The 25430-nt window shown below is 68.6% G+C and carries 17 protein-coding genes; 4 read left to right on the top strand and 13 right to left on the bottom strand.

The annotated features are described in order from the left end of the window. Window positions 1-466: 466 nt before the first annotated feature. The 8 genes from BHD05_RS02800 to BHD05_RS02765 all read right to left on the bottom strand — a co-directional run bounded on the left by BHD05_RS02800 (window position 467) and on the right by BHD05_RS02765 (window position 14393). Entirely contained in the window at window positions 467-2536 is a 2070-nt protein-coding gene (locus BHD05_RS02800; RefSeq protein ID WP_161885078.1) for an acyltransferase family protein, read from the bottom strand. Between the two features lie 244 nt (window positions 2537-2780). Then, window positions 2781-4973, bottom strand: a complete 2193-nt coding sequence (locus tag BHD05_RS02795; RefSeq protein WP_161885077.1) for an ATP-dependent Clp protease ATP-binding subunit — start codon at window positions 4971-4973, stop codon at window positions 2781-2783. A gap of 277 nt (window positions 4974-5250) precedes the next feature. Further along, a complete protein-coding gene (locus BHD05_RS02790; RefSeq protein ID WP_161885076.1) occupies window positions 5251-6300 on the bottom strand; it encodes a DDE-type integrase/transposase/recombinase in 1050 nt (349 codons plus the stop codon). 743 nt (window positions 6301-7043) lie between these two features. Then, window positions 7044-8555 (bottom strand): HNH endonuclease signature motif containing protein, encoded by a 1512-nt coding sequence (locus tag BHD05_RS02785; RefSeq protein WP_161885075.1) that lies wholly within the window; start codon window positions 8553-8555, stop codon window positions 7044-7046. Between the two features lie 306 nt (window positions 8556-8861). Continuing rightward, window positions 8862-9974: a class I SAM-dependent methyltransferase gene (locus tag BHD05_RS02780; RefSeq protein WP_161885074.1), complete on the bottom strand. Its 1113-nt coding sequence runs from the start codon at window positions 9972-9974 to the stop codon at window positions 8862-8864. 4 nt (window positions 9975-9978) lie between these two features. Next, window positions 9979-11382: an LLM class flavin-dependent oxidoreductase gene (locus BHD05_RS02775; protein WP_161885073.1), complete on the bottom strand. Its 1404-nt coding sequence runs from the start codon at window positions 11380-11382 to the stop codon at window positions 9979-9981. 156 nt (window positions 11383-11538) lie between these two features. Next, window positions 11539-12918: an LLM class flavin-dependent oxidoreductase gene (locus tag BHD05_RS02770; protein WP_161885072.1), complete on the bottom strand. Its 1380-nt coding sequence runs from the start codon at window positions 12916-12918 to the stop codon at window positions 11539-11541. 281 nt (window positions 12919-13199) lie between these two features. Further along, complete coding sequence (locus BHD05_RS02765) at window positions 13200-14393, bottom strand: ROK family transcriptional regulator (RefSeq protein ID WP_161885071.1); 1194 nt, start codon at window positions 14391-14393, stop codon at window positions 13200-13202. Window positions 14394-14541: 148 nt separating this feature from the next. Here BHD05_RS02765 and BHD05_RS02760 point away from each other — a divergent pair, with 148 nt between their 5' ends. From BHD05_RS02760 to BHD05_RS02745, 4 genes are read left to right on the top strand one after another with little or no spacing between them, the layout of a single operon-like run. Beyond that, a complete protein-coding gene (locus BHD05_RS02760) occupies window positions 14542-15315 on the top strand; it encodes a sugar phosphate isomerase/epimerase family protein (RefSeq protein ID WP_161885070.1) in 774 nt (257 codons plus the stop codon). After that, the gene (locus BHD05_RS02755) at window positions 15312-16442 is read left to right on the top strand and encodes a Gfo/Idh/MocA family protein (RefSeq protein WP_161885069.1); all 1131 of its coding nucleotides are present in this window, start codon (window positions 15312-15314) and stop codon (window positions 16440-16442) included. The genes BHD05_RS02760 and BHD05_RS02755 overlap by 4 nt, the downstream gene beginning before the upstream one ends. Window positions 16443-16483: 41 nt before the next feature. After that, window positions 16484-17608 (top strand): Gfo/Idh/MocA family protein, encoded by a 1125-nt coding sequence (locus tag BHD05_RS02750; protein ID WP_161887316.1) that lies wholly within the window; start codon window positions 16484-16486, stop codon window positions 17606-17608. Window positions 17609-17620: 12 nt separating this feature from the next. Further along, window positions 17621-18619, top strand: coding sequence for a sugar phosphate isomerase/epimerase family protein (locus BHD05_RS02745; protein ID WP_161885068.1), 999 nt, complete (start codon window positions 17621-17623; stop codon window positions 18617-18619). 362 nt (window positions 18620-18981) lie between these two features. On the opposite strand, the gene BHD05_RS02740 is transcribed toward BHD05_RS02745, so the two are convergent. From BHD05_RS02740 to dnaK, 5 genes are all read right to left on the bottom strand, one after another. Then, entirely contained in the window at window positions 18982-21414 is a 2433-nt protein-coding gene (locus BHD05_RS02740) for an ATP-binding cassette domain-containing protein (protein WP_161885067.1), read from the bottom strand. A gap of 100 nt (window positions 21415-21514) precedes the next feature. After that, the gene (locus BHD05_RS02735; RefSeq protein WP_161885066.1) at window positions 21515-21931 is read right to left on the bottom strand and encodes a heat shock protein transcriptional repressor HspR; all 417 of its coding nucleotides are present in this window, start codon (window positions 21929-21931) and stop codon (window positions 21515-21517) included. 8 nt (window positions 21932-21939) lie between these two features. Next, window positions 21940-22932: a DnaJ C-terminal domain-containing protein gene (locus BHD05_RS02730; RefSeq protein ID WP_161885065.1), complete on the bottom strand. Its 993-nt coding sequence runs from the start codon at window positions 22930-22932 to the stop codon at window positions 21940-21942. 7 nt (window positions 22933-22939) lie between these two features. Then, entirely contained in the window at window positions 22940-23548 is a 609-nt protein-coding gene (locus BHD05_RS02725) for a nucleotide exchange factor GrpE (protein WP_161885064.1), read from the bottom strand. 3 nt (window positions 23549-23551) lie between these two features. Next, entirely contained in the window at window positions 23552-25408 is a 1857-nt protein-coding gene (dnaK, locus tag BHD05_RS02720; RefSeq protein ID WP_161885063.1) for a molecular chaperone DnaK, read from the bottom strand. Window positions 25409-25430: the final 22 nt, after the last annotated feature.

Genomic DNA, 25430 nt, shown 5'->3' with positions numbered 1-25430 from the left:
GGCAGTTGGGCGGGCGTCACGCGCACACGCGGGAGAACTCACGTCGCGCCGGGGCCGCGCGCGGACGCGGGCGGACCGTCGCGCGGACGCGGGCGGACCGTCGCGCGGACGCGGGCGGACCGTCGCGCGGACGCGGGCGGACCGTCGCGCGCGCGTCACGCGCACGCGCGGGAGAACTCACGTCGCGCCGGGGCCGCGCGCGGACGCGGGTGGTGCACCACCCGCGTGGACGCGCACCACCCGCGCATCGCAAGACGGTGCTCAGGGAGACGTCGCTGCGCGGGCTCAGCGCGCTAACGCGGGTGCAACGGGCAAACGCGGTCACAGCGCACCAGCCCAGGCGCGGGAGCAACGCGTGACCGCGGGTGCAACGGGCAAACGCGGTCACAGCGCGCCCGCTCGGGCGGCGGGCAGAGCCGCAGGCTCACAGCTCAGGCACCGGCACAGGCACAGCGCAGCGGGGCAGCTACCGGGCGAACGCCGCGGTGATCGCCTCGCCGATGAACGGGCCCATCGTGCCCGCGAAGGTCACCGTGAGGTGATCCTGGTCGCGGTAGACGTTCGCGCCGGCGATCACGACGAAGCACTCGTCGGCCGCGCAGAACGTGTCGGTGAAGTCGAGGAGGATGACGCCGGGGGTTGCCGCCGCCGCGATGGCGAGCGGGTCCTCCTCGGCGAGCACGTCATCGCGCGGCACGGTACAGGCGGCGGGGTCGTTGCGCTGCAGGCACTTGTTCGGGTCGTCGGCGAGGTCGGGGTTGTCGACGATCGTCACGATCGGGGCGCCCTTGGCCTGCGTCGCCCACGCGTCGGCGTAGCCGTCGACGGCCGCGACCACGGGGTCGGCACCGACGATCGGGGTGGCCGCAAGGGCGGCCGTGAAGATCGCGTCGTAGGGTTCGACTTCGGCAAGCTCCGCAGCGAGGTTGTTCTGGAACGCCGCGCACGAGGAGGTGAATGCGCCGCTCGGGCCGCCGACCTGCGCGGTCGTCCACGGGCACGCGCCCTTGAGGTAGGTCGTGAGCGCCCAGCCGTTCTGCTCGGCGAGGTCGATCATCGCTTCGATGTACTGGTACGCGTGGCTGTCGCCGATGAGGGCGACGCGCGGAGCATCCGCATCCGTCGCCCCGAACTGGCAGCCGACGACGGCGGAGTCATTGAGCTGCACGAAGCATTCATCGCGGGAGGGGCTGTCTGCGTTGCCGAAGCCGGGGCTCGGGATCACGGATGCCGCGAGCTCGGGGTTCTCGCACCCCGTCGAGCTGGCCGCACCGAAGCACTCCGGGGGGTTCTCGGCGATCTGCTCGAGCTGGGTAGCGGAGGCCTGATACCTGGGGTTCTGGATCGCGAACGTCCCCGCGACGAGGAGCGCCACGAGCGCCATCGCGCCGAGCGACCAGGCGTAGGTGACCCGGGGTCGGCGGGTGGTGAGGTAGGTCCAGCTCCGGGCGGGATCCTCGATGTACTTCTTGGTGAGCCAGGCGAGCAGGAAACAGGCGAGGAAGAGCGCGATGCGATTGAGGGTGCCGAGGCCCCAACCGGGGATGAATGGCGCGATGACGATGAGCGGCCAGTGCCACAGGTAGAGCGAGTACGAGATGTCACCGATGAATCGCTGGATGCGGCCGCCGAGCATCCGTCCGATGTCGAACCAGCGCTCCTGCCGGTCGGAGACGATGATCGCGGCGGTGCCGAGCACCGGGAGCAGGGCGTAGTAGCCGGGAAACGGGGTCTCGCGGTCATAGAAGTAGCCGGCGTAGACGATCGCGGCGAGCCCGGCATAGCCGATGACGTTCGGCAGCACCGCGCCGCGCGGGCGGAACTTCGGCAACAGGGCGAGGAGCGCGCCGACGCCGAACTCCCAGACGCGGGTGAAGGTGACGAAGTAGGCCTCGGCCGGGTTCGACGCCGTGTAGAGCACGGAGGTGACGAGCGAGAGCAAGCTGACCGCGGCGACGACCGAGAACAGGAAGCCCCACTGCTTACGCGCGAAGTACTTGGCACCCAGCCAGGTCGCGCCGATCAGGATCAGCGGCCAGAAGACGTAGAACTGCTCCTCGAGCGAGAGCGACCAGTAGTGCTGCACGAGCGAATCGTCGCTGGCCGCGAGGTAGTTCACCGACCCTGCGGCGAGAGCCCAGTTCTCGACGTAGAAGGTGCTCGCAAGGATCTCGCGGAGGGAGGTGACCATGCCCGACAGCGGTAGCAGGAACAGTGTCGCGAGGGTCGAGAAGATGAGCACCGTGATCGACGCCGGCAGCAGGCGCCGGGCGCGCTTGGCCCAGAACGCGGGGAGCGCGATCGTTCCGGTGCGCTTCAGCTCGCGGGTGAGCTGGCCGGTGATGAGGAATCCGGAGATGACGAAGAAAATGTCGACGCCGATGTACCCGCCGCTCAGCCGGCCGGGCCAGAAGTGGTAGAGGACCACGAGGAGCACCGCGATCGCGCGTAGTCCCTGGATGTGCGGCTGGAAGTGCGCCGGAGCCTTGGGGGCGACGAGGGGCTCGGGGCGCTCGGCCACTCGTGTGTCAGACATCGCTCGTCAGGGTACCAGCCGCGTGGCGCGATCTAGGGTCGGACAGCGCTCACCACGCCGCATCCGCCGACCGTCGACGACGTGCGCGAGGCGGCAGGACGGGGGCGGGCATGCGGGCGGTCGCGGCCGAAGGGGCGGGGTGGGCGGATTGGGGCGGCGAGAGGGGTGCGGCGGCCAGGGGGGCGCGGCGGCCAGAGGGGCGGGGCGGCCAGACGTCCGGCGCGCGCCCGCCAGCACCGCCGCGCTACTCCAGCGTCTCGACCGGCTCGATCTCGGTGTGCGGCGGCACGCCCTCGTCGGCCTTCACGACGGCGAGGCCGTCACCCCGCAGCATTACGAGCACGGTGTCGCCGTCGCGGATCTCGCCGCCCAGTAGCGCCGTCGCGAGCTGGTCGTCGATCTCCCGCTGCATGAGGCGGCGAAGAGGCCGCGCCCCGAACAGCGGATCGTAGCCGCGCTCGGCGAGCCAGGCTCTGGCATCCGGGGTCACGGCCAGCTCGAGCCGGCGGCCCGCGAGCCGACGCGAGAGCTTGTCGATATCGAGCTCGACGATCTGGCCGAGGTCGGCGCTGGTCAGCGAGGAGAAGATCACGATGTCGTCGAGGCGGTTGATGAACTCCGGCTTGAACGCCTTTCGCACCATCGCGTGCACCGCCTCGTGCTTCTCCTCGACGCTCAGCGCCGGCTCGATCAGGAACTGGCTGCCCAGGTTCGAGGTGAGAATCAGAATCGTGTTGCGGAAGTCGACCGTTCGCCCCTGACCGTCAGTCAGGCGCCCGTCGTCGAGCACCTGCAGCAGAACGTCGAAGACCTCCGGATGCGCCTTCTCGACCTCATCCATGAGCACGACCGAGTACGGGCGACGGCGGACCGCCTCGGTCAGCTGCCCGCCTTGCTCGTAACCGATGTAGCCGGGAGGGGCACCGAGCAGGCGGGCGACGGAGTGCTTCTCGCCGTACTCGCTCATGTCGATGCGGATCATGGCCTTCTCGTCGTCGAAGAGGAACTCGGCGAGGGCCTTCGCGAGTTCGGTCTTGCCGACTCCGGTGGGACCGAGGAACAGGAAGGATCCGGTCGGGCGGTCCACGTCGGAGATGCCCGCACGGGACCGGCGCACCGCATCCGACACCGCCCGCACGGCGGGCTTCTGCCCGATGAGGCGCTTGCCGAGCTCGCCCTCGAGGTGCAGGAGCTTCTCGGTCTCGCCCTGCAGGAGGCGTCCCATCGGGATGCCGGTCCAGGCGGCGATCACCGCGGCGATGTCCTCGGCGGTGACCTCCTCGCCGACCATCGGGTCCTCGTCGGGGGTGTAGTTCTCCGCTTCGCGCAGCTCGCGTTCGATGATCGGGATCTCCCCGTAGAGAAGGCGGCTGGCCTCGGCGAGGTTACCTTCGCGCTGGGCGCGGTCGGCCTGCATCTGCAGCTCTTCGGCGCGCTTCTTCAGATTTCCGATGCGGTTGATCGCGGATTTCTCCTTGTTCCAGCGCTCCTCGAGCCGCGCGAGGTCCGCGCTGCGGACGGCGAGGTCCTCCTGCAGCTTCTCGAGCCTGGCCTTCGACGCGTCGTCCTTCTCACGCTTCAGAGCGAGCTCCTCGATGCGCAGCCGGTCAACGCTGCGGCGCAGCTCGTCGATCTCGACTGGGGCCGAGTCGATCTCCATCCGCAGACGGCTCCCGGCCTCGTCGATCAGGTCGATGGCCTTGTCGGGGAGCTGGCGTCCGCTGATGTACCGGTTGGAGAGGGTGGCGGCGGCGACGAGCGCGGCATCCGAGATCGGCACCTCGTGGTGGCTCTCGTAGCGCGGGTTGAGGCCGCGCAGGATCGCGATCGTGTCTTCGACGCTCGGCTCGCCGACGAACACCTGCTGAAAGCGACGCTCGAGCGCGGCATCCTTCTCGATGTACTGGCGGTACTCGTCGAGGGTCGTCGCACCGATCAGGCGCAGCTCGCCGCGGGCGAGCATCGGCTTGAGCATGTTGGATGCCGCAACCGAGCCCTCGCCGCCGCCCGCTCCCATGAGGGTGTGCAGCTCGTCGACGAAGGTGATGATCTGGCCCTCGGCCGCGTTGATCTCGGCGAGGACGGCCTTGAGTCGCTCCTCGAATTCGCCGCGATACTTCGCGCCGGCGACGAGTGCCGCGAGGTCGAGCGACACGAGTCGCTTGTTCTTGAGCGAGTCGGCGACGTCGCCGGCGACGATCCGCTGGGCGAGGCCCTCGACGACGGCGGTCTTGCCGACGCCGGGCTCGCCGATAAGCACCGGGTTGTTTTTGGTGCGTCGGGTCAGCACCTGACTGACCCGGCGGATCTCGGCATCCCGCCCGATCACGGGGTCGAGCTTGCCGAGCCGGGCAATCTCGGTGAGGTCGACGCCGTACTGCTGCAGCGCCGACTTCTGTTCGTCGTTCGTTCCGGGTGCGCCCTGCATGTTGGCCATGAATCGCCTCTCCCAAAGTTGAGTTGTGTCGACTCAAGTTTAGGGGTGGTTCCGCGGAAGAGTGACCCCCTTGCGCTCGCCTACAGCGAACGCGCTGCCGAAGCATCCGCTCTGCGCCCGCGTGACGATTGGATCCCGCGCGCCCAACGAGGGAGGTAATAGCGCCCGCGAACACTGGTAGTTGAGCAGGTCGCGTGGCTGTTCTGCTGGTTGAGCACGTCGCGAAGGGACCGTGTCGAAACCCGGAATTTGTCAAGTCAAGTGAGACATGTGCTTTCTAGACTGTTTGCGTGGTTTGGTCGTTGATCGGGAGGGCCTCTTTCTGGGGTTCGTTGATCCAGACCTCGGTGCGGATCTGTGGCGGGCGGGGTCGTCGGGTGAAGCGTTCGGGGTGCTCGTTGAAGGCCCGGTTCAGGGTGACCGAGCGTTGCTGGTCGATGTCCTGGTAGGTGCCGAAATGCACGGATGCTGGGGTGTGCCAGCCGATCCCGGAGTGATGGTGGATGTGGTTGTAGTCGGTGAAGAATCCGTCGCAGAATTGCTTCGCCTCGGCCAGCGAGTAGAAGTGGTGCGGGAAGTCGGGAACGTATTTCAGGGTCTTGAATTGCGCCTCGGAGTACGGGTTGTCGTTGGACACCCTCGGGCGCGAGTGCGTGCGGGTGATCCCGAGATCGGCCAGCAGTGCGGAGACGGGTTTCGAGGTCATCGAGGTGCCCCGGTCTGCGTGGACGGTGTGCGGGGCGGTGCCGTTGCGGCCGATCGCGTCGTCGATGAAGTCGCGGGCGACGACCGAGTCCTCGGCAGCGCAGACGACATGGCTGGGCGAGTACCTCGAGTAGATATCGATCAGGGCGTAGAGGTGATACCAGACGCCCTTGCGCGGGCCGCGGAGCTTGGTGATGTCCCACGACCACACCTGCGACGGGCCCAAAGCGACCAGCTCGGGCTTGACCTTCGCCGGATGCGTCGCCAGACGCCGCCGTTCCCGCGTCTGCCCGGCAGCCCTGGCGATGCGATACATCGACGACATCGAGCAGTGGTACCGGTCCTCGTCCAACTCCCGTGCCCAGATCTGACAGATCGACAGGTCCTGGTAGGCGGGAGAGTTGATGACCGCGAGGACTTGTCCGCGTTCCGTTTCGGACAGGGTCGATGGCGGCTTGGCCCGTGCTGCCTGCGGGATCGGATCGATCTTCCGGACCGGCGGGGAGATCCGCCGGTAGTGGGTCGCCCGCGACCGGCCGGTCAACGCGCACGCGGCCACGACCGTGACCGCCAATCCGATCAGCGCAGTGAACGCGTCATCGAGGACCGTTCCCGCAGTCACTTGTCCTGCCCCGTCCCGGGCTGGCTCGAGGGGCTGCTGTCCGAGAGCAGCTCCAAGAGCCTGTGCGCTTTTCCCATCACGTCCAACGCTGCCTCGGTCTGCGCCAGCCGGCGATGCAGACGAGCGTTCTCGGCCTCCAACTTCACCGCCCGGGCAGCCGCCGAGGACTCCTTCGATCGCGGGGCGCGATCCCGCCGATACGTGGTCCCAGCCGCTTCCGCGTCTCGGGCTTTCGCCCACTCCGCTACCAGGGTCTGATAGATCCCCTCGCGTCGAAGGACCGCGGACTTCGACCCGCGGGGGCCGCCTCATACTCTGCCAGCACGCGAGCGCGGTATTCGGCCGGGTAAGTCCTCCGGACCGGCTTCTGAGCCGGGTCAATATGCGGGGCCGGTGGCCCTGATTCTTCCAACATGATTACGTCCGTTCCCCGCCCTCTCCCAAGACACCCCGCATAACCCGGGATGTCTCACACCAGCCTGACAGAGAGGGACCCGCTTGCGGCCAGGGGGTGGTTGGGTGGGCGCGCGGGTTGCGCCTGTTGTAGCGGGAGGAAAAGGCGTCAGGGATGGATGCTGTGGTTCGGCCGCGTGCGTCGGGTCGCGGCCTCCGCTGGTGATGGGTTGCGATGGGTTGGGGTCGCGTAGTTGTTTCGGCTGGTTGAGTCGGTCGCGTACCTGTTTCTGTTGGTTGGGCAGGTCGCGCAGCGACTGTGGCGAAACTTGGCCGTGCTCGGCCTGTGGTCATGGCAGTGCTGGTGTGGGGAGTTTTCCGCCGCGTTTGGGTGTTCGTGTGGGGTCGATGTGTGTGGGTGGGGTGAACCAGGGGGTGTTGTCGGTGATTTGTACGGTCCATCCTTTGTGGATGATGTGGTGGTGTCCGGTGCATAGAAGGATTCCGTTGTTGAGGTTTGTTGTGCCGCCGTGGGACCACCAGTGGATGTGGTGGGCTTCGGTGTAGGAGGGTGGTCTGCCGCAGCCGGTGATGGCGCAGCCGCCGTCGCGTTCGGCGAATGCGATTCGTTGGGCGCGGGTGAATAGTCGTCTCCCGGTGCCGAGGTCGAGGATTTGGCTGTTCCCGCCGAGGACTGCGGGGATCAGTTCCGCGTCCGCGGCAAGCCTGCGGGCGGCACCAGCCGTGATGGGGTCCTCGACTCCGTCGAGGTGTGCTGCGCCGAGGCCGGATTGGAGCTGTTCCAGCGTCATCCGGATGATCAGGGTGGTGTGTGGGAGGGGTCCGGGTGCGGTGGTGCAGCCCATCATGTGCCGGGCCACATCGATCAGAGCGTCGGCGGCGATCCTGGGGATCGTCCGCGGATCGGGAAGCTCCACATGATCTGCCCCGCAGGCGTCTGGATCCCCGGTCGCGGTCGCTGTCGGGTCGGTGTCGAAGCGGACGGCGCGGAGGGCGTCGCCGACCATCGCGTCGATCATGGTGCGCACATATCCGGCGCCGAGGGGGTCGAGGTCGATCGTGCACCGCTCCAAACCGTTGCCCTGTTTGCTCCAGCGCAGCGACCGGGCCGCGATCAGCGCCTCCTCCCGCGGTGCGATCCCATCGGTATCGAGCGCGTCCCGCCAGGAGATCGACAGCTTCCGCACCGTGTCCGCCGGATGAGACGCGGCGAAGGTGACCAGTTCCTCCTCCGCCGCGACCAGGTGTACCGGCAGGGCGCGGGGGGCGGCCTGGGTCAGGGAGGTGATGATCGACTGGGCCGCATCCACCTGCACCACCGCGCTGTTCACCGCATCCGCGACCAGGGGGAACGGGGCGGGGAGGCGCTCCCCGAGCAGGGACACCGGTGCGGTGGTCGCCTCACCCAGCCGGACTGTTCTGCCGGCCTCGGCCAGAGTCACCCGACCCAGTTCCGTGATCAGGGAGGCGGGAGAGGTATGCCCGGAAGACTTCGCCAGGCCGCCCTGCCCGAGCGAGGGGCGCGAGCGCACACTCAGCTCCCCCGCCGCACGCACCAGCAGGGCGTCGACGTGTCGTTTGAGGTCGTAGCCGGACTGGATCGCCCGCACCAGCCCCGCATCGGACATGGTCTCCACATCCAGCTGGGACGGAGCGACCGAGACGAGTCCGAACGCGCCACCGGCGGTTGCGCCGGGCGCCGCTCCACGCGCACCGGGCGCATCGGGCGGCCGGGCATCGGGGTGTTCGCCGACCCGGGCGCCGAACCCGGCGAGCGCACCAGCCCACACCGACGCGAACGCGTCAGCGCTGTCAATGAGGGGATCGGTTGCTTTGGACATACCCACATAGTGACAGGCACCACCGACATTCCAACCGACACCAAACCACACCCTGATCGGGGATATTGCCTGTGGACAACCCTCCTGGAGTACGGCCTGTGGAGGAGAAGACGCAGGCACCCAAGTAGGGGCGACAGGCGCGCCAGAGCCCGCTGCTCAACCAGCTGGTCGCGTCAGCTCTCGGCGTGCCCGAGGTCGAGGTCGAGGTCCTGATACGCCCGGAAGTTGTGCAGCACCCCGGACAGCCCCCGGCACTCGGCCGGTCGACCAGAAAGTCACCTCGCCGACCCCGAACGACGGCGCGGCTCAGCGCGTCGAGACAGTGACCGTGAACTTGGCGTTTCGGCCGACCTGCCGGGTGGCGCCGACCGCGCGGGTGAGCGCGGCCCGGTAGGACAGGTGCGAGTTGAACACTGTCCAGAGCTCGCCGCCGGGCTTGAGCACCCGCGCGGCCTCTTCGAACAGCTTGAGCGCGACTCCCGGATGCACCGCCGACCCGACGTGGAACGGCGGGTTGAGCAGCACGAGGTCCGCGCATCCGTCCGGCTGGGTGGAGAGAGCGTCGTCGCGCACGACGGTGAACGCCAGGTCGTTGGCGAGCGCGGTCGCGCGGGCGGATGCAACGGCTGCGGCGGACTCGTCGGTGGCGAGGATCGCGAGGTCGGGCCGGGCGCGGGCGAGAGCGGAGGCAAGGATGCCGGTGCCGCAGCCGAGGTCGACGGCGGTCACGGCATCCGGATTCATCTCACGCAGGAAACCGAGGAGGTAGCGCGTGCCGATGTCGAGCTTGGTGCCGGCGAACGCGGCGCCGTGCGCGCAGACCCAGAGGCCGAGGTCGACGTTGAACTCGCGCACCGGGTAGATGCTGTCGCCGGGCGTGGGCAGCCGGGAGATGATGACGCGGGATTTCTGGCGGCCGAGCGACGCGCGCACGTCGGCGAAGTGGCGGCCGTAGATCTCGTTCATCGCGATCGACATGTGCTTGAGGCGCCCGCCGCCGACGACGGTGACCTCGGGGTCGGCGAAGCGCGCGATCGCTCCGGCGATCTCGTCGAGGGCGGCGAGGCTGCGTGGCAGCTGCATCAGCACGACGCGGGCGCCGGCAAGCAGCTCCTCGCCGAGCTCGTGGTTGGTGTGCTCGCCCTCGAGGCCGGTTGACGTGGCGTTGTGGGCGAGCGCCAGCTCGCCGCTCAGCGGGTCCTGGTGCACACGCACCGCGGTCGCACCGTGCTGGGCGATTGCGCCGAGGGTGAGGGCACCGTAGTGATCGCCGATCACCACAACCTCCCCGGTGCCGGCCGACGCAAGATGCGGCGCAGCCTCGTCGAGGATCAGCCGATCGCTCGCGTCGACGGCAAAGAGGTTGTCCGCCTCGACATCGGGGTAGCGCCGGAGGGCGTCGAAAGTGAACTCTGGCACCCCACTACCCTACGGGCGCGCCCTCGCTCAGGTTGCGCCCGCCGCGGTATCTGGCCCCATGGTGCTCATCGAAGAGGCGCGTGTGGCCAGCCCCGAACAGCCGCTCACGGAAGGTCGACTCCTCGTACGCGGTGCGATACAGACCGCGGCGCTGCAGCTCGGGCACGACATATTCGATGAAGTCCTCCGCGGTGCCCGGCGTGAGGAACTGGCGCAGGTTGAACCCGTCGAGGCCGGTGTCGCGCACCCATCCCTCGATCGCATCCGCCACCTGCACCGGCGACCCGGCCACGTAGAAAGGCCCGCGGTCGAACCGGGTGACCTCCTCGAGCGCCTGCCCGACCGTCGTGGTGTCGGTGTACTGCCGGCGCCCGGACTGGGCGTTGTCGCGGCCGGCCTTCGCCTCGGCGCGCAGTATCTCGGCGATCACCGCGTTCTTCGGGTAGGCGGCGAGGTCGATTCCCGCACCGCCGGCGTGCGCGAGGTAGCCCTCGGCGCTGGAGAGCTCGCGGAAGTTCTCGGCCTTGCGCTCGGCGTCGTCACTGTCCCTGCCGACGATGATCACGGCGGAGGCGTATGTCTTGATGTGGCTCGGGTCGCGCCCGTGCAGTTGAGCCAGGCGGCGGATGTCGGCGACGTTCTCGCGGTAGATGCCCAGGTCGCGGCCGCCGACGAACACACCCTCGGCGTGCTTGGCCGCAAAGGCGCGGCCCCGGTCGGAGCTGCCAGCCTGGAAGATCACCGGGGTGCGCTGCGGCGACGGCTGGGAGAGGTGCGGACCGGCGACCGAGAAGTGGCGGCCAACGTGATCGATCGCGCGCACCTTGGCCGGGTCTGTGTAGACGCGGCGCTCCCGGTCGATGACGACCGCGTCGTCATCCCACGAGCCCTCCCACAGCTTGTAGAGCACGTCGAGGTACTCGTCGGCGAGCTCGTACCGGTCGTCGTGGCCGACCTCGTCGGCGAGGCCGAAGTTGCGGGCGGCATTGGGCAGGTACGAGGTAACCACGTTCCAGCCGAAGCGTCCCTTGGTGAGGTGGTCGAGGGTGCTCGACCGGCGGGCGAACGCGAACGGCGGCTCGTAGGTGGTCGAGAAGGTCGCGGCGAAGGCGAGGTGCTTCGTGACCGCGGCCATCGCCGGGATCACGAGCAGCGGGTCGTTGCTGGGGATCTGCACGGCCTCGCGAAGCGCCGTCTCCGGCCCGTCGCGGTAGCCGTCGTACGCGCCAATCACGTCGGCGAGAAACACCGAGTCGAACAACCCCGCTTCGAGCAGCTTCGCCTGCTCGATCCAGAAGTCGAGGTCGTTGAAGCGATGCCGGTTGTTCGCGGGATGCACCCACAACCCGTGTGAAATGTGCCCGACGGTGTTCATCTCGAACAGGTTGAAGCTGATCTCGTTGCTCATGGTGAGTGAGGGGGCCTCTCGTCGGACGCGGATTCAACTGTTACGTCTCCCAGAGTCACACGCCGGTGCACGAATGCCCCGGAACTCGGATAGCTGGCGGGTTCAGTGTCAGCCAAGCTCCGGCATCCGCTCAGCGCGGTCGGCCCCTCTCCCAACTCAGACCGCCGCCACACCGACCCGGTAGTTAGCGCCGCGGTGCTCGTCCGGCAGGCGGTCGCCGCGACCGTGCAGCTTCTGCCGCAGCGTGCCCTCCTCGTACTCGGTCGGATAGGAGCCGCGCTTCTGCAGCTCGGGGACGACGAAATTCACGACGTCCTCGAAGGTGCCCGGGGTGATCGCGTAGGCGAGGTTGAAGCCATCGACATCCGTCTCCTCGACCCACTCCTCGAGCTGGTCCGCGATCTCGCTCGCCGAACCGACGATGAACGGGCCGAGCCCGCCGATCGCACCGGCGCGGGCGATGTCGCCGACGGTCCACTCGCTGCCGTCGTCGTTCGCGGCCTGGAAGTTCGCCACCGTCGACTGGATCGCGTTGCTCTTGACATTGCCGATGGGCTCGTCGAGACCGTACGCCGAGAGGTCGACGCCCATCCAGCCCGACATGAAGACGAGGGCGCCCTCCTCGCTCGCGTAGCTCAGGTAATCGAGGTACTTGGCCTGGGCTTTCTCGCTCGTCTCATCGGTGATGATCGTGAGGAGCGTGTAAATCTTCGCCGAGTAGCGGTCGCGACCGGCTCCCTCGAGCGCATCCCGCAGCTTCGTGACGGTCTCTTTGAGCACGGACTTGGTCGACGCGGCGACGAAGATCGCCTCGGCGTTGCCTGCCGCGAACGCGATTCCACGGCTGGATGCGCCGGCCTGATAGATCACGGGAGAGCGCTGCGGGCTCGGCTCGGCGAGGTGGATGCCCGGAACCTTGAAGTGCTTTCCCTCGTGGCCGATGTGGTGAACCTTGCTCGGGTCGGTGAACACGCCGGTCTCGCGATCGCGCACGACGGCGTCGTCCTCCCAGGAGCCTTCCCAGAGCTTGTAGAGCACCTCGAGGTACTCGTCGGCGTGGTCGTACCGGTCGTCGTGCTCGAGCTGGTCGTCGTTGCCCATGTTGCGGGCGGCCGACGGCAGGTAGCCGGTGACGACGTTCCAGCCGACACGGCCCTTGGTGAGGTGGTCGAGCGTCGACATGCGGCGCGCGAAGGGGTACGGATGCTCGTAGGCGGTGCCCGCGGTGACCCCGAAGCCGAGGTGCTCGGTCACGTAGGCCATCGCCGGAATCACGAGCAGGGGATCGGCGACGGGGATCTGCGCGCCGTTGCGGATCGCTGCCTCGTTCGTGCCTCCGTAGACGTCGTAGGTGCCGAGGACGTCGGCGAGGAAGATGCCGTCGAAGCGGCCCTTCTCGAGCAGTTTCGCTAGCTCGGTCCAGTAGGCGAGGTCGGTATAGCTCGCGGACCGGTCTTCTGGGTGGCGCCACAGCCCGGAGGACTGGTGAGCGACGCAGTTCATGTCAAAGGCATTGAAGCGAATCTGTCGGGGCATACATTCCATGGTGCGCCCCGTCGCGGTTTCGCGTGCGGCCGGCCGCAACACGGCGTCACACTCCGGCCCGCCGCTGTCGTTATTCAGGAGTCAGCGGCCCGGGCGACTGTCATTATTCAGGAGGCGGTGGCCCGGGCGACTGTCATTATTCAGGAGTCAGCGGCCGAAAGTCACCTTTTCTGGCTGGGATGCTGCCGAGCGCGCAGCATCCGTCCCTCTGGGTGCCACCGACTCCTGAATTATGAAAGCCGCAATCAGCAGCCACTCCTGAATTATGAAAGTCAGGCGGACAGCAGCCGCTCGACCGCGTCGGCACTCAGCACGGACTGAATCACCATCATCGCGGCGCCGAGCACACCCGCAGCATCCGTCGCGCGCGATGCGACGATCCGCAGCTGAGCCGTCGAGAGCGGCAGGGAGCGCTGGTAGACGACCTCGCGGATGCCGGCCAGTAGGTGCTCCCCCGCGGTCGCCAGCCCACCGCCGATCACGATGATCGAGGGGTTGAGCAGGTTCACGCAGGTGGCCAGCACCGTGCCGATGTCGCGCCCGGCCTGGCGCACCGCCGCGATCGCCGCCGGGTCACCGGCGCGGACGAGCTCGACGACATCACGAACGGTGGATGCCGGCACCCCGCGATCCCGAAGGCCGGCGGCGATCGCCGGGCCGCCGACAACGGCCTCGAGGCATCCGGTGTTGCCGCAGCGGCACACGACCTCCTCGGCGTGCGGTACCCGCACGTGGCCGAGGTCGCCGGCCGCGCCGACCGCGCCGCGCTGCAGTCGGCCGCTGCTGATGATGCCGGCCCCGATTCCGGTCGAGGCCTTCACGAACAGCAGGTTGTCGTGCTCCGGCCACTCAGTCGCCTGCTCGCCGAGCGCCATGATGTTCACGTCGTTGTCGACGAGCACCGGCACCTCGAGCTGCTCGCGCACGAAGCCGGCGACGTCGAAGCCATCCCAGCCGGGCATGATCGGCGGGCTCGTCGGGCGTCCGGAGGTGTGCTCGACGGGACCCGGGAGCCCGATGCCGATTCCCGCGAGATCACCGAAGGCGCGACTGTTCGCCGACAGGATCTCCCGCGTCTGGGCGACGACCCAGTCGAGGACGACCCGGGGCCCGGCGGCGATGTCGAGCTCGCGGCGGTGGCTGTCGATGACCGTGCAGGCCAGGTCGGTCAGGGCGACGACGCCGTGGGTGGCGCCGATGTCGACGGCAACCACGACCCGGCCGCCCGGATTGAACGCGAAGCGCGACGGCGGCCGGCCACCCGACGACGCGGCCTCGCCCACGGCGGCGACGAGGCCGGAGGCGAGCAACAGGTCCACTCTCGCGGCGACGGTCGAGCGGGCGAGCCCGGTGGTGATCGCGAGCTCGGCGCGGGTGCGCGGCCTACCGTCGCGAAGCAGTTGGAAGAGGTCGCCGGCGCGCGAGGAGCCGCCCACGGCGGCCGGGGACGCGGCGAAGGACGACATGGCTCAGTTCTAGCATCTTTTGCGCGCTCACTGAGGGCTCGATGCCGAAGCACACCCGACTTTTGTTTGACATTCGACAGAAGTAGGCACAGGCTTGCAGCTGCCCCGCGACGGTCGGGCACATCGACGTGCATCAAGGAGAATCCCCGTGTCAGACCCCCAGGCTTATTCCGTGCAGCTCTACTCGGTGCGCGACGCGCTTGAGGTCGACCTCGCCGGCACCATCGCGAGAATCGCAACGATCGGATTCACCCGGGTCGAGCCCTACAACTTCGTCGCCACCGCGACGGAGCTTGGAGCCGCGCTCCGCGCCAACCACCTCACGGCTCCCTCCGGTCACGCGCCGCTGCTGACCGGCGACCAGCACGCCATCTTCGCCGCCGCCCGCGACCTCGGAATCGGCACCGTCATCGACCCCCACCACCCGGCCGAGAACTGGACGAGCGTCGAAGACATCGCGGCGACGGCCGTCGCGCTGGGCGCCGCCGCCAAGGTCGGGGCCGAGTACGGCATCCGGGTCGGCTACCACAACCACCAGTTCGAGATCGAGGCCCGCTTCGACGGCCGCACCGGCCTCGAAGTACTCGCCGAGCACCTCGACCCCGCCGTCGTGCTCGAGGTCGACACCTACTGGGCGGCCGTGGGCGGCGAGGACCCGGTCGCGCTACTCGCCCGTCTCGGAGACCGCGTGCGCTTCATTCACATCAAGGACGGCCCGGTGAGCATGGACAAGGATGCCCAGCTGCCCGCCGGCCAGGGAAACATCGCCATCTGCGAGGTCATCGCCGCGGCATCCGCCCTCGAAGTCGGAGTCGTCGAGTTCGACGCCTACGCCGGCGACATCTTCGAGGGGCTCGCCGAGAGCCTCGCGTTCCTCACGGCCGAGCGCGGCACCAGCGCGGTCAGCGCGGTCAGCGCATGAGCCGCACCGGGCCCGTCGGCGTCGCCCTCATCGGCGCCGGCGTCATCAGCACGCAGTACCTCGACAACCTCACGAGCTTTCCCGATGTCACGGTGCACGTCATCGCCGACCTCTTCGAACAGGCTGCGGCCACCCGCGCCGCCGAGTACGGCATCCCGGTGCACGGCGGCATCGCCGCGGCCCTCGACCACCCCGACGTCGAGATCGTCATCAACCTCACCATTCCGTCCGCCCACGTCGAGGTCGCCCTCGCCGCCGTGCGTGCCGGCAAGCACGTGTGGAGCGAGAAGCCGTTCTCGCTCGACCGCGAGAGTGGACGGATGCTGCTCGCCGAAGCATCCGCCGCGGGCCTGCGCCTCGGCTGCGCGCCCGACACGTTCCTCGGCGCCGGCCTGCAGTCCGCCCGCCGGATGATCGAGCGCGGCGATATCGGCACCCCGCTCACCGGGATCACGATGTTCCAGGCGTCCGGGCCGGAGGCGTGGCATCCCAACCCCGCCTTCCTCTACCAGGACGGCGCCGGACCGCTGTTCGATATGGGCCCGTACTACTTCACGGCCCTCGCCCAGACGTTCGGCTCGGTCAGCCGCGTCGCCGGGATCGGCTCGCAATCCCGGTCCACCCGCACGATCGCGACGGGGCCGAAGTCCGGCGAGGACTTCGACGTCACCGTGCCAACCTCGGTCGGCGCGCTCGTGCAATTCGCGAGTGGCCAGTCCGCGCAGAGCACCTTCAGCTTCGAGTCGCCGCTGACCCGGATGGGTTTCGTCGAGATCACCGGCACCGAGGCGACCCTTTCGCTGCCCGACCCGAACCACTTCGACGGCGACCTGCGCATCCGGCGGGCCGGCGACGCAGAGTGGACGACCGCCCCGGCCACCGGGTCGACCGCCGGCCGCGGCGTCGGCGTGCTCGAGATGGCGCGCGCCATTCGTGAGGGACGCCCGCACCGCGCACAGGGCGAGCTCGCCTTCCACGTGCTCGACACCATGCTCGCCGTGTCCGAATCGATCGAGACGGGCGCGTTCGTCGACGTCGCGAGCCGCATCGACGCGGTCCCTGCCCTGCCCGAGGACTGGGACCCCACCGCCTCGACGCTGTCCGGTGCCGTCGGGTCTGTCGCGTGACGAGCACGCCGCTCGGTGTGGCCGTCATCGGCTACGAGTTCATGGGCAAGGCGCACTCGCACGCCTGGCGCAACGTCGGGGCCATCTTCGACGTGCCTGCGGTCGAGCGCCGCGTGCTGGTCGGACGGAACGAGCAGCAGGTCGCCGCGGCGGCCGGGAGGCTCGGTTGGCAGGAGCACTCCACCGACTGGCGTGCGGTGATCGCACGCGACGACATCGACATCGTCGACATCTGCGCCCCCGGCGCTCTGCATGCCGAGATCGCGGTCGCGGCCCTCGCCGCCGGCAAGCACGTTCTGGTCGAGAAGCCGCTGTCGAACAGCCTCGACGAGGCCGAGGCGATGGTCGCCGCGGCGAGCGCCGCCGCCGAGCGCGGCATCCGCTCGATGGTCGGGTTCAACTACCGCCGCGTGCCCGCACTCGCGCTCGCCCGCCAGCTCATCGCCGACGGGCGGCTCGGTGAGGTGCGCCAGGTGCGCGCGAGCTACCTGCAGGACTGGCTCGCGGATGCCGATGCCCCGATGTCCTGGCGCCTGCGCGCCGAGACGGCCGGTTCCGGCGCGCTCGGCGATATCGCCTCGCACGCGATCGACCAGATCCACTTCCTGCTCGGCGAGGGTGCCTCGGTGAGCGACGCCTCCGGCCGGCTGCACACCTTCGTCGACTCGCGGCCGGGGCCATCGGGCGACGAACCGGTCACGGTGGACGACGCCGCCTGGGCCACCCTCGGACTGACCGGCGGCCCCGTGGGCGCCGGCGCGATCGCCTCCGTGGAGGTGTCGCGTGTCGCGCTCGGCGCGAAGAATGCCCTGCGAATCGAGGTGTACGGCAGCCGCGGCAGCCTCACCTTCGACCTCGAGCGGCTCAACGAGCTGAATCTTTTCGACGCGGGCGACAGCGCCGAGACGCAGGGCTGGCGGCGCATCCTCGTCACGGAGCCCGAGCATCCGTATGCCGGGTCCTGGTGGCCGGCCGGCCACGTGCTCGGCTGGGAGCACAGCCACACCCATCAGATCCGTGACTTCCTCGTGGCGATCGCGGAGGGCTCCGCGCCCTCGCCGTCGTTTGCCGACGGCCTCACTGTGCAGCGGGTGCTCGCCGCCGTCGAACAGAGCGCCGCCGCCCGCGGTGTCCGGGTCGACCTCGCCGCGTCCACCACCATTTAGGAGAATCGTTCCATGCCTCGCAACTTCACCCTCTTCACCGGCCAATGGGCCGACCTCCCGTTCGAGAAGGTCGCCGAGCTGGCTGGCCAGTGGGGCTACGACGGGCTCGAGATCGCCGTGTCGGGCGACCACCTCGATGCCTCGCGCTGGGACGACGACGACTACATCCAAGGCAAGCTCGACATCCTCGAGCGCAACAACCTCAAGGTGTGGGCGATCTCGAACCACCTCACCGGGCAGGCCGTCTGCGACGACCCCATCGACTTCCGCCACCAGTCGATCGTCGGCCCGCGAGTCTGGGGCGACGGCAACCCGGATGGCGTGCGCGAGCGCGCGGCCGAGGAGATGAAGCTCACCGCCAGGCTCGCGAAGCGGCTCGGTGTCGACACGGTCGTCGGCTTCACCGGGTCGTCGATCTGGCAGTACGTCGCGATGTTCCCGCCCGTACCGGCGACGATGATCGAGGCCGGCTACCAGGACTTCGCCGACCGGTGGAACCCGATCCTCGACGTCTTCGACGAGTGCGGCGTGCGGTTCGCGCACGAGGTGCACCCCTCGGAGATCGCCTACGACTACTGGTCCACCGTGCGCACACTCGAGGCGATCGGGCACCGTCCGGCATTCGGGCTCAACTGGGACCCGAGCCACTTCATGTGGCAGCAGGTCGACCCGGTAGCGTTCATCTCCGACTTCGCCGACCGCATCTACCACGTCGACTGCAAGGACACGAAGATGCGGATAGGCGGCGGACGCAACGGCATCCTGTCGTCGCACCTGCCCTGGGGCGACCCGCGGCGCGGCTGGGACTTCGTCTCGGCCGGTCGCGGCGATGTGCCGTGGGAGGAGAGCTTTCGCGCGCTCACCGCGATCGGCTACACCGGACCGATCTCGGTCGAGTGGGAGGATGCCGGGATGGACCGGCTGCGCGGCGCCCCGGAGGCTCTCGCCTTCCTGAAGTCGTTCGACTTCGAGCCGCCGACGTCGTCGTTCGACGCCGCCTTCAGCCAGTAGCCGGTGGCTGGTTGCTGGTTGCTGGTTGCTGGTTGCTTTCATCATTCAGGAGTTACTGCAGCAGACAGCATCCATCATTCAGGAGAAAGTGCAGCAGACGGCATCCATCATTCAGGAGTTCTGGGTGCCAGCTCGGTTCATCGTTCAGGACCAGCCGGGGCCAAAGCGGCGGATGTGGCCAATGTGGCAGTTACCGGGCTGAAAAGGCTGCCTTCTGTCGCCAGACTCCTGAATCATGACAGCCACCCCCGGGCCAGACTCCTGAATAATGACAGCCACCCCCGGGCCAGACTCCTGAATAATGACAACCACCCCCGGCCGTAGGTCCTGAATAATGACAGCGGTGAGCGCAGGCGCGGCGGTCAGCCGGTGGCCCGCGCGAGGTAGGGCGCGGTCACACTGTCCGGGTGGTGCAGGAGGTCGGCAGGGGTGGCCGCGGCGACGACCCTGCCCCCGCGGTCGCCGCCGGCCGGCCCGAGCTCGATGACCCAGTCGGAGGCCGCGACGACGTCCATGTTGTGCTCGACCGCGATGACGGTGTTGCCGGTGGCCGTGAGCGACTCGAACACCTCGACCAGGTAGCGCACATTGGCCGGATGCAGCCCGCCGGTGGGCTCGTCGAGCACGAAGATCGTGCCGGTGCGGGTCGGTCGTTGCAATTCGGTTGCGAGTTTGATGCGCTGAGCCTCTCCCCCGGACAGCTCGGTGGCTGGCTGCCCGAGGGTCAGGTACTCAAGACCGACGTCGGTCAGGGCGTCGAGGGCGCGGCGCACCGGGGGCACCGCTGCGAAGAACTCCCGCGCATCCTCGACCGTCATGCCGAGCACCTCCGCGATGTTTGCCCCCTCGAACCGCACCTCGAGGGTCTCCGGGTTGTAGCGGGATCCCTCGCAGGTCGGGCACGGCGAGTAATTGTCCGGCATGAAGACGAGCTCGATGCTGATGAACCCTTCGCCCTTGCAGGTCGGGCAGCGCCCGCCGTCGACGTTGAACGAGAAGCGGCTGGCGGTGAAGCCGCGCTGCTCGGCCTCAGCCGTTTTCGCGAACAGCTGGCGCACGGTGTCGAACAGCCCGGTGTAGGTCGCGAGGTTCGACCGCGGCGAGCGCCCGATCGGCTTCTGGTCGATCGAGATGATTCGCTGGGGGGTGTTCTCCACGTCGTTCTGAGCGTCGACGCGCTCGATGATGTCGGCCAGCATCGACGTCTTCCCCGACCCGGAGACCCCCGTGATGGTCGTCATCACGCCCATCGGGATGTCGACCGAGACGTTCTGCAGGTTGTTGCGGGAGAGGTCGGCGAAGTGCCGCCACGACTGGGCCGTGCGCGCCTCGTGCCGGCGGGGCCCGTCGGCGGGGAACATGAACCCGGCGGTGACGGAGTCCGTCACGTGCTCGAGAGCGTGCGGCGGTCCGCTGTGCACCACGCGCCCGCCCTCGCTGCCGGCCCGCGGGCCGACGTCGACGAGCCAGTCGGCGCGGCGGGCGATGTCGAGGTCGTGCTCGACCACGAAGAGGGAGTTGCCCGCGGAGATGAGCTGCTGCAGAGCCTCGTAGAGCGCCGCGGCATCGGCCGGGTGCAGTCCCGCCGACGGCTCGTCCATCACGTAGAGCACCCCGAAGAGCCCGGACCGCAGCTGGCTGGCGAGGCGGATGCGCTGAAGCTCGCCCGGCGACAGGTTGACGCTCGACCGGTCCATCGACAGGTAGCCGAGGCCGAGGCGCACGATCGCCTCGACCCGCACGCCGAGGTCCTTGACGAGCGCGCGGGCGGCGGATGCTGCGGGCGCGCCGTGCTCGTCGACGCCGTGGGACTGCGCATCCAGTCCGGCATCGAGCACCTCGCACAGTCGGGAGAGCGGCATCCGGGCGAGTTCGGAGATGTCGAATCCGCCGAAGGTGACCGAGAGGGCCGCCTGACCGAGCCGCTTGCCGTTGCATGTGGGGCATGCACCGACCACGATGTACGGCTCGAGCCGCTGGCGCTGCGACTCCGACTCGGTCTTCGCGTAGTTGCGCATCAGGTAGTTGCGGGCGGAGTACCAGGTGCCGTTGTACGGCCGGTCGTTACCGCCCTCGCGCACGTTGACGCGCACTGTCGGCTCCTCATCACTGAAGAGCAGCCAGTCGCGGTCCTCCCGGGAGAACTCCTGGAACGGGAGGTCGATGTCGTAGCCGAGCTCGCTCGCGATGCGCCGAAAATTGACGCCCTGCCAGCCCCGGCTCGCCCACACGGCAATGGCGCCGTCGTTGATCGAGAGCGTCGGGTCCGGCACGAGCAGCTCCTCGGTCGTGCTGCGCCCGACGCCGAGGCCATGGCAGGTCGGGCAGGCGCCCACGACCGTGTTCGGCGAGAAGGCGGCGGCCGGCAGGTGGGCGGCCCCGGCCGGGTAACTCCCCGCCCGGCTGAACAGCAGCCGCAGCACGTCGGAGAGGGAGCTGATGGTGCCCAGCGACGACCTCGAGCTCGTGCCGCCCCTGGACTGCTTGAGGGCGACCGCCGGCGGCAGTCCGTCGAGCGAGTCGATCTCGGGCGCGCCGACCTGGTCGATGAGGCGGCGGGCGTAGGGCGCGACCGACTCGAAGTAGCGGCGCTGCGCCTCGGCGAACACCGTGCCGAACGCGAGCGACGACTTTCCCGACCCCGAGACGCCCGTGAAGACAACGAGGCAGTCACGCGGAATGTCGACGTCGACGCCACGCAGGTTGTGCTCCCGGGCGCCCCGCACCCGCACCCAGCCGGAGGACCCCTCTGGCAGCTGGTGGGCGCGGGCGGGGGACGAAGTCGATTCGAGCATCAGTCCACCGTAGACGACCCCGGATTCGCTGGGCGAGCCCACCCAGCATCCGCTCGGGTCCATCCGCTCGGGTCCATCCGCTCGGGTCAGTCGACTCAGGTCAGTCGAACAGCACCGGCCGCCAGACGACGAGCTCGTTGCTGCGCTGCGCCCGGGTGCCGGCCGGGAGCGAGATCACGTACCCGGACTCCTTCGCGGCGAACACGCGCCGCCCCGGCCGCTGGAGCATCTCGTCGGCAAGCGCAGACTCGAGCTCGCGCACCCGTGCCGCGAGCTGCGCCACCTGGTCCTCGAGGGTCAGAATGCGCCGGATGCCCTCGAGGTTGAGACCCTCCGCCGTGAGCCGGCCGACCTCCCGCAGCTGCTCGACGTCGCGCATCGAGTAGCGGCGGGACTTGCCGGCGGTGCGGTCCGGGCTCACGAGCCCGAGCCGGTCGTACTGGCGGAGGGTCTGAGGGTGCATCCCCGCGAGCTCGGCCGCCATCGCGATGGCAAAGATCGGGGTATTCACATCCATCGCGGGCCTCAGATCTTCGCGCGGTCCAGCAGGTCCAGACGCGGGTTCTCCTGCGGGAGCGCGGCGGCGAACTCGGCGAGCGCCTTCTCCGCCGCGGCGTTCAGGTGCGATGGCACTGCGACCTGCACGGTCGCGAGCAGGTCGCCCGTTCCCTTGGCAGTCTCGACACCGCGGCCCTTGACTCGCAGCACGCGCCCGCTCGGGGTGCCTGGGGCAACACGCAATCGCACGGGGTCGCCCCCGAGGGTCGGCACTTCGATCGTCGCACCGAGGGTCGCCTCGACGAACGTCACGGGAACGTCGACCCGCAGGTTCATCGCGTCCCGTTCGAACACCGGATGCTTACGCACCGATACCGTCAGCACGAGGTCGCCGGGCGCTCCGCCATCGGGGCTCGGTTCGCCCTTGCCTCGTACGCGGATCTTCTGCCCGTCCATGACGCCCGCCGGCACCTTGACGTTCAGCGGCCGGCCGTCCGAGGGCTGCAACCGGATCGTGTCGCCCTTGATCGCCGTGGCGAAGTCGAGAGCGGTGGATGCCGTGTAGTCGCGCCCCTTGGTCGGCGCACCGGTTCCGCGGAAGCCGCCGGTCGACTGGCCGAAGCCGCCTCCGCCGAACAGCCCGCCGAACAGATCGTCGTAGCCGGCGGGACCAGCCCCGGCCGTCGAATAGGTGGGGCGCTGGCCCGCGCCGAACCTGCCGCCGAAGACGTCGTCGAACCCGCCTCCCTGGCCGCCGCCACCCGCTGTGAAGCGGGGACGTCCGGGTCCCATCGCGCGCATCTGGTCGTACTCGGCCCGCTGCTCGGCATCGCCGAGCACCGCGTTGGCCTCGCTGATCTCCTTGAACTTGGCCTCGGCGGCGGAATCGCCCGGATTCGCATCCGGGTGATACCGCCGCGCGAGCTTGCGGTAGGCCTTCTTCAGATCGGCAGCCGAGACATCCTTCGAGACGCCGAGCGTGGCGTAGAAGTCCTTGTCGAACCAGTCCTGGCTAGCCATTCGATTCCTATTCGGCGGGAACGTGAACGGCGACCTTGGCGGCGCGGATGAGGCGGTCGCCAAGGGCGTAGCCCGGTTCGATGACGTCGGCCACGGTGTTCACCGTGACGTCGGCAGACGGCAGCTGCACGAGGGCCTCGTGGAAGTTGGGGTCGAAGGGCTCGCCCTTCTCCCCCACCTGACGCAGCCCGTACTTCTCAAACCCGCCGCGCAGTTTCTGGGCGACGAGGGCGAGCGGGGTGCCCTCGACGAGGTCGCCGTGGCTCTCAGCGCGAACCAGGTCGTCCATCGCAGGAAGCAGCGAGCGGAGAACCTCCGCGATCACCGCCTCCCGGTTGGCGGCCCGGTCGCGCTCCACGCGCATCCGGAAGTTCACGAGCTCGGCCTGGGCCCGCTTCATGTCGTTCCGCATGTCGGCGATGAGGTCACGTTCGGCCTCGGCCAGAAGGTCGACGTCCTCCTCGCTCAGCGAGGTTTCGACATCGGCATCCTCGGCCTGGATGAGGTCGTCGACACCCTCGACGACGGCGGTGTCGCCGTCTTCCGACTGCTGCTCCGGCGCCGTTTCGGGCTCGACCGGCTCGCCGTCCTGGGGGTTCTTCTTCTTGTCTGACATCGGCTACTTCTTTTCTGGCTCGTCGTCCACGACCTCGGCGTCGACGATGTCCTCGTCGCTGCCAGTGTCGGTGTCGGCGGACTCGTCGGCCGGGGCCTCCGGAGCGGCCTGGCTCTGCGCGTAGAGAGCCTGGCCGATCTTCTGCTGCGACTCGTTGAGCTTGTCGAACGCGGTCTTGATGGCCGCGTCGTCCTCGCCGGCGAGCGCGCTCTTCAGCGCGTCGACATCGGCTTGCACGTCGGTCTTGACGTCGTCCGGCAGCTTCTCGTCGTTCTCCTTGATGAGCTTGTCGGTGGAGTAGGCGAGCTGCTCGGCCGTGTTGCGGGTCTCGGCCGCCTCACGGCGCTCCTTGTCCTCGGCTGCGTGCTCCTCGGCCTCGCGCACCATGCGCTCGATGTCTTCCTTCGGCAGCGACGAGCCGCCGGTGATCGTCATCGACTGCTCCTTGCCGGTGCCCTTGTCCTTGGCGGACACGTGCACGATGCCGTTGGCGTCGATGTCGAAGGTGACCTCGACCTGCGGGATGCCGCGCGGCGCCGGAGCAATGCCCTGAAGCTCGAAGGTTCCGAGGTTCTTGTTGTCGCGGGTGAACTCGCGCTCGCCCTGGAAGACCTGGATCGCGACGGACGGCTGGTTGTCGTCGGCCGTGGTGAAGGTCTCGCTGCGCTTGGTCGGGATGGCGGTGTTGCGCTCGATGAGCTTGGTCATGATGCCGCCCTTGGTCTCGATACCGAGGCTCAGGGGGGTGACGTCGATGAGCAGGACATCCTTGCGCTCGCCCTTCAGCACGCCGGCCTGGAGGGCGGCGCCGACGGCGACCACCTCATCCGGGTTGACGCCCTTGTTGGCTTCCTTGCCGCCGAGAAGGCTCTTCACCATTTCGGCGACGGCGGGCATGCGGGTCGATCCGCCGACGAGCACGACGTGGGCGATGTCGCCCACCGAGACTCCGGCTTCTTTGATGACGTCCTGGAACGGCTTCTTGGTGCGGTCGAGGAGGTCCTTGGTGAGGTCCTCGAACTTGGCGCGGGTCAGCGGCTCGTCGAGGTTGGCCGGTCCGTTCTCGGTGAGCGAGAGGTAGGGAAGTTGGATCGTCGTCGACATCTGCGACGACAGCTCTTTCTTCGCCTGCTCCGAGGCCTCCTTCAGGCGCTGGATCGCGATCTTGTCCTTGGAGACGTCGACGCCCGTGGTCTCCTTGAACTTCTGGATCAGGTAGTCCACGACGCGGCTGTCCCAGTCGTCGCCGCCGAGGCGATTGTCGCCGGCGGTCGAGCGCACCTGGATGGTGGAGAACTCGTCGTCCTTGCCCACCTCGAGCAGGCTCACGTCGAACGTTCCGCCACCGAGGTCGAAGACGAGGATGAGCTCGTCTTCCTTGCCGCGGTCGAGGCCGTAGGCCAGCGCAGCGGCCGTCGGCTCGTTGATGATGCGGAGCACGTTGAGGCCGGCGATCTCGCCGGCATCCTTCGTCGCCTGGCGCTCGGCGTCGTTGAAGTACGCGGGAACGGTGACGACGGCGTCGGTGACGGGCTCGCCGAGGTACTGCTCGGCGTCGCGCTTGAGCTTGCCGAGGATGCGCGCGGAGATCTCCTGCGCGGTGTACTTCTTGTTGTCGATGCTGGTGTTCCAGTCGGTGCCCATGTGGCGCTTGACGCTGGAGATGGTGCGGTCGACGTTGGTGACGTTCTGGCGCTTCGCGGTCTCACCGACGAGCACCTCGCCATCCTTCGTGAACGCGACGACGGACGGGGTTGTGCGGAAGCCTTCGGCGTTGGCGATGACGGTCGGTTCTCCACCTTCGAGAACGGCGACAACCGAGTTGGTGGTTCCGAGGTCAATTCCTACTGCTCGAGCCATGTGCTCAGTGCTCCTTCTTGGT

This window comes from Marisediminicola antarctica (genome assembly GCF_009930795.1).
In the GTDB taxonomy this organism is placed as follows: domain Bacteria; phylum Actinomycetota; class Actinomycetes; order Actinomycetales; family Microbacteriaceae; genus Marisediminicola; species Marisediminicola antarctica.
Note: the sequence above shows the minus strand (reverse complement) of the source record. Positions and strands in the feature narration are given on the sequence as shown.

What these genes read in the sequence shown, in the direction of transcription:
- BHD05_RS02750 (WP_161887316.1), top strand. Translation starts at nt 16,484, where the DNA reads ATGGGCAAGGCGCACTCGCACGCCTGGCGCAACGTCGGGGCCATCTTC.
- BHD05_RS02735 (WP_161885066.1), bottom strand. Translation starts at nt 21,931, where the DNA reads ATGGATGTGAATACCCCGATCTTTGCCATCGCGATGGCGGCCGAGCTC.
- BHD05_RS02730 (WP_161885065.1), bottom strand. Translation starts at nt 22,932, where the DNA reads ATGGCTAGCCAGGACTGGTTCGACAAGGACTTCTACGCCACGCTCGGC.
- BHD05_RS02785 (WP_161885075.1), bottom strand. Translation starts at nt 8,555, where the DNA reads ATGTCCAAAGCAACCGATCCCCTCATTGACAGCGCTGACGCGTTCGCG.
- BHD05_RS02755 (WP_161885069.1), top strand. Translation starts at nt 15,312, where the DNA reads ATGAGCCGCACCGGGCCCGTCGGCGTCGCCCTCATCGGCGCCGGCGTC.
- BHD05_RS02740 (WP_161885067.1), bottom strand. Translation starts at nt 21,414, where the DNA reads ATGCTCGAATCGACTTCGTCCCCCGCCCGCGCCCACCAGCTGCCAGAG.
- BHD05_RS02770 (WP_161885072.1), bottom strand. Translation starts at nt 12,918, where the DNA reads ATGCCCCGACAGATTCGCTTCAATGCCTTTGACATGAACTGCGTCGCT.
- BHD05_RS02795 (WP_161885077.1), bottom strand. Translation starts at nt 4,973, where the DNA reads ATGGCCAACATGCAGGGCGCACCCGGAACGAACGACGAACAGAAGTCG.
- dnaK (WP_161885063.1), bottom strand. Translation starts at nt 25,408, where the DNA reads ATGGCTCGAGCAGTAGGAATTGACCTCGGAACCACCAACTCGGTTGTC.
- BHD05_RS02765 (WP_161885071.1), bottom strand. Translation starts at nt 14,393, where the DNA reads ATGTCGTCCTTCGCCGCGTCCCCGGCCGCCGTGGGCGGCTCCTCGCGC.
- BHD05_RS02745 (WP_161885068.1), top strand. Translation starts at nt 17,621, where the DNA reads ATGCCTCGCAACTTCACCCTCTTCACCGGCCAATGGGCCGACCTCCCG.
- BHD05_RS02725 (WP_161885064.1), bottom strand. Translation starts at nt 23,548, where the DNA reads ATGTCAGACAAGAAGAAGAACCCCCAGGACGGCGAGCCGGTCGAGCCC.
- BHD05_RS02775 (WP_161885073.1), bottom strand. Translation starts at nt 11,382, where the DNA reads ATGAGCAACGAGATCAGCTTCAACCTGTTCGAGATGAACACCGTCGGG.
- BHD05_RS02800 (WP_161885078.1), bottom strand. Translation starts at nt 2,536, where the DNA reads ATGTCTGACACACGAGTGGCCGAGCGCCCCGAGCCCCTCGTCGCCCCC.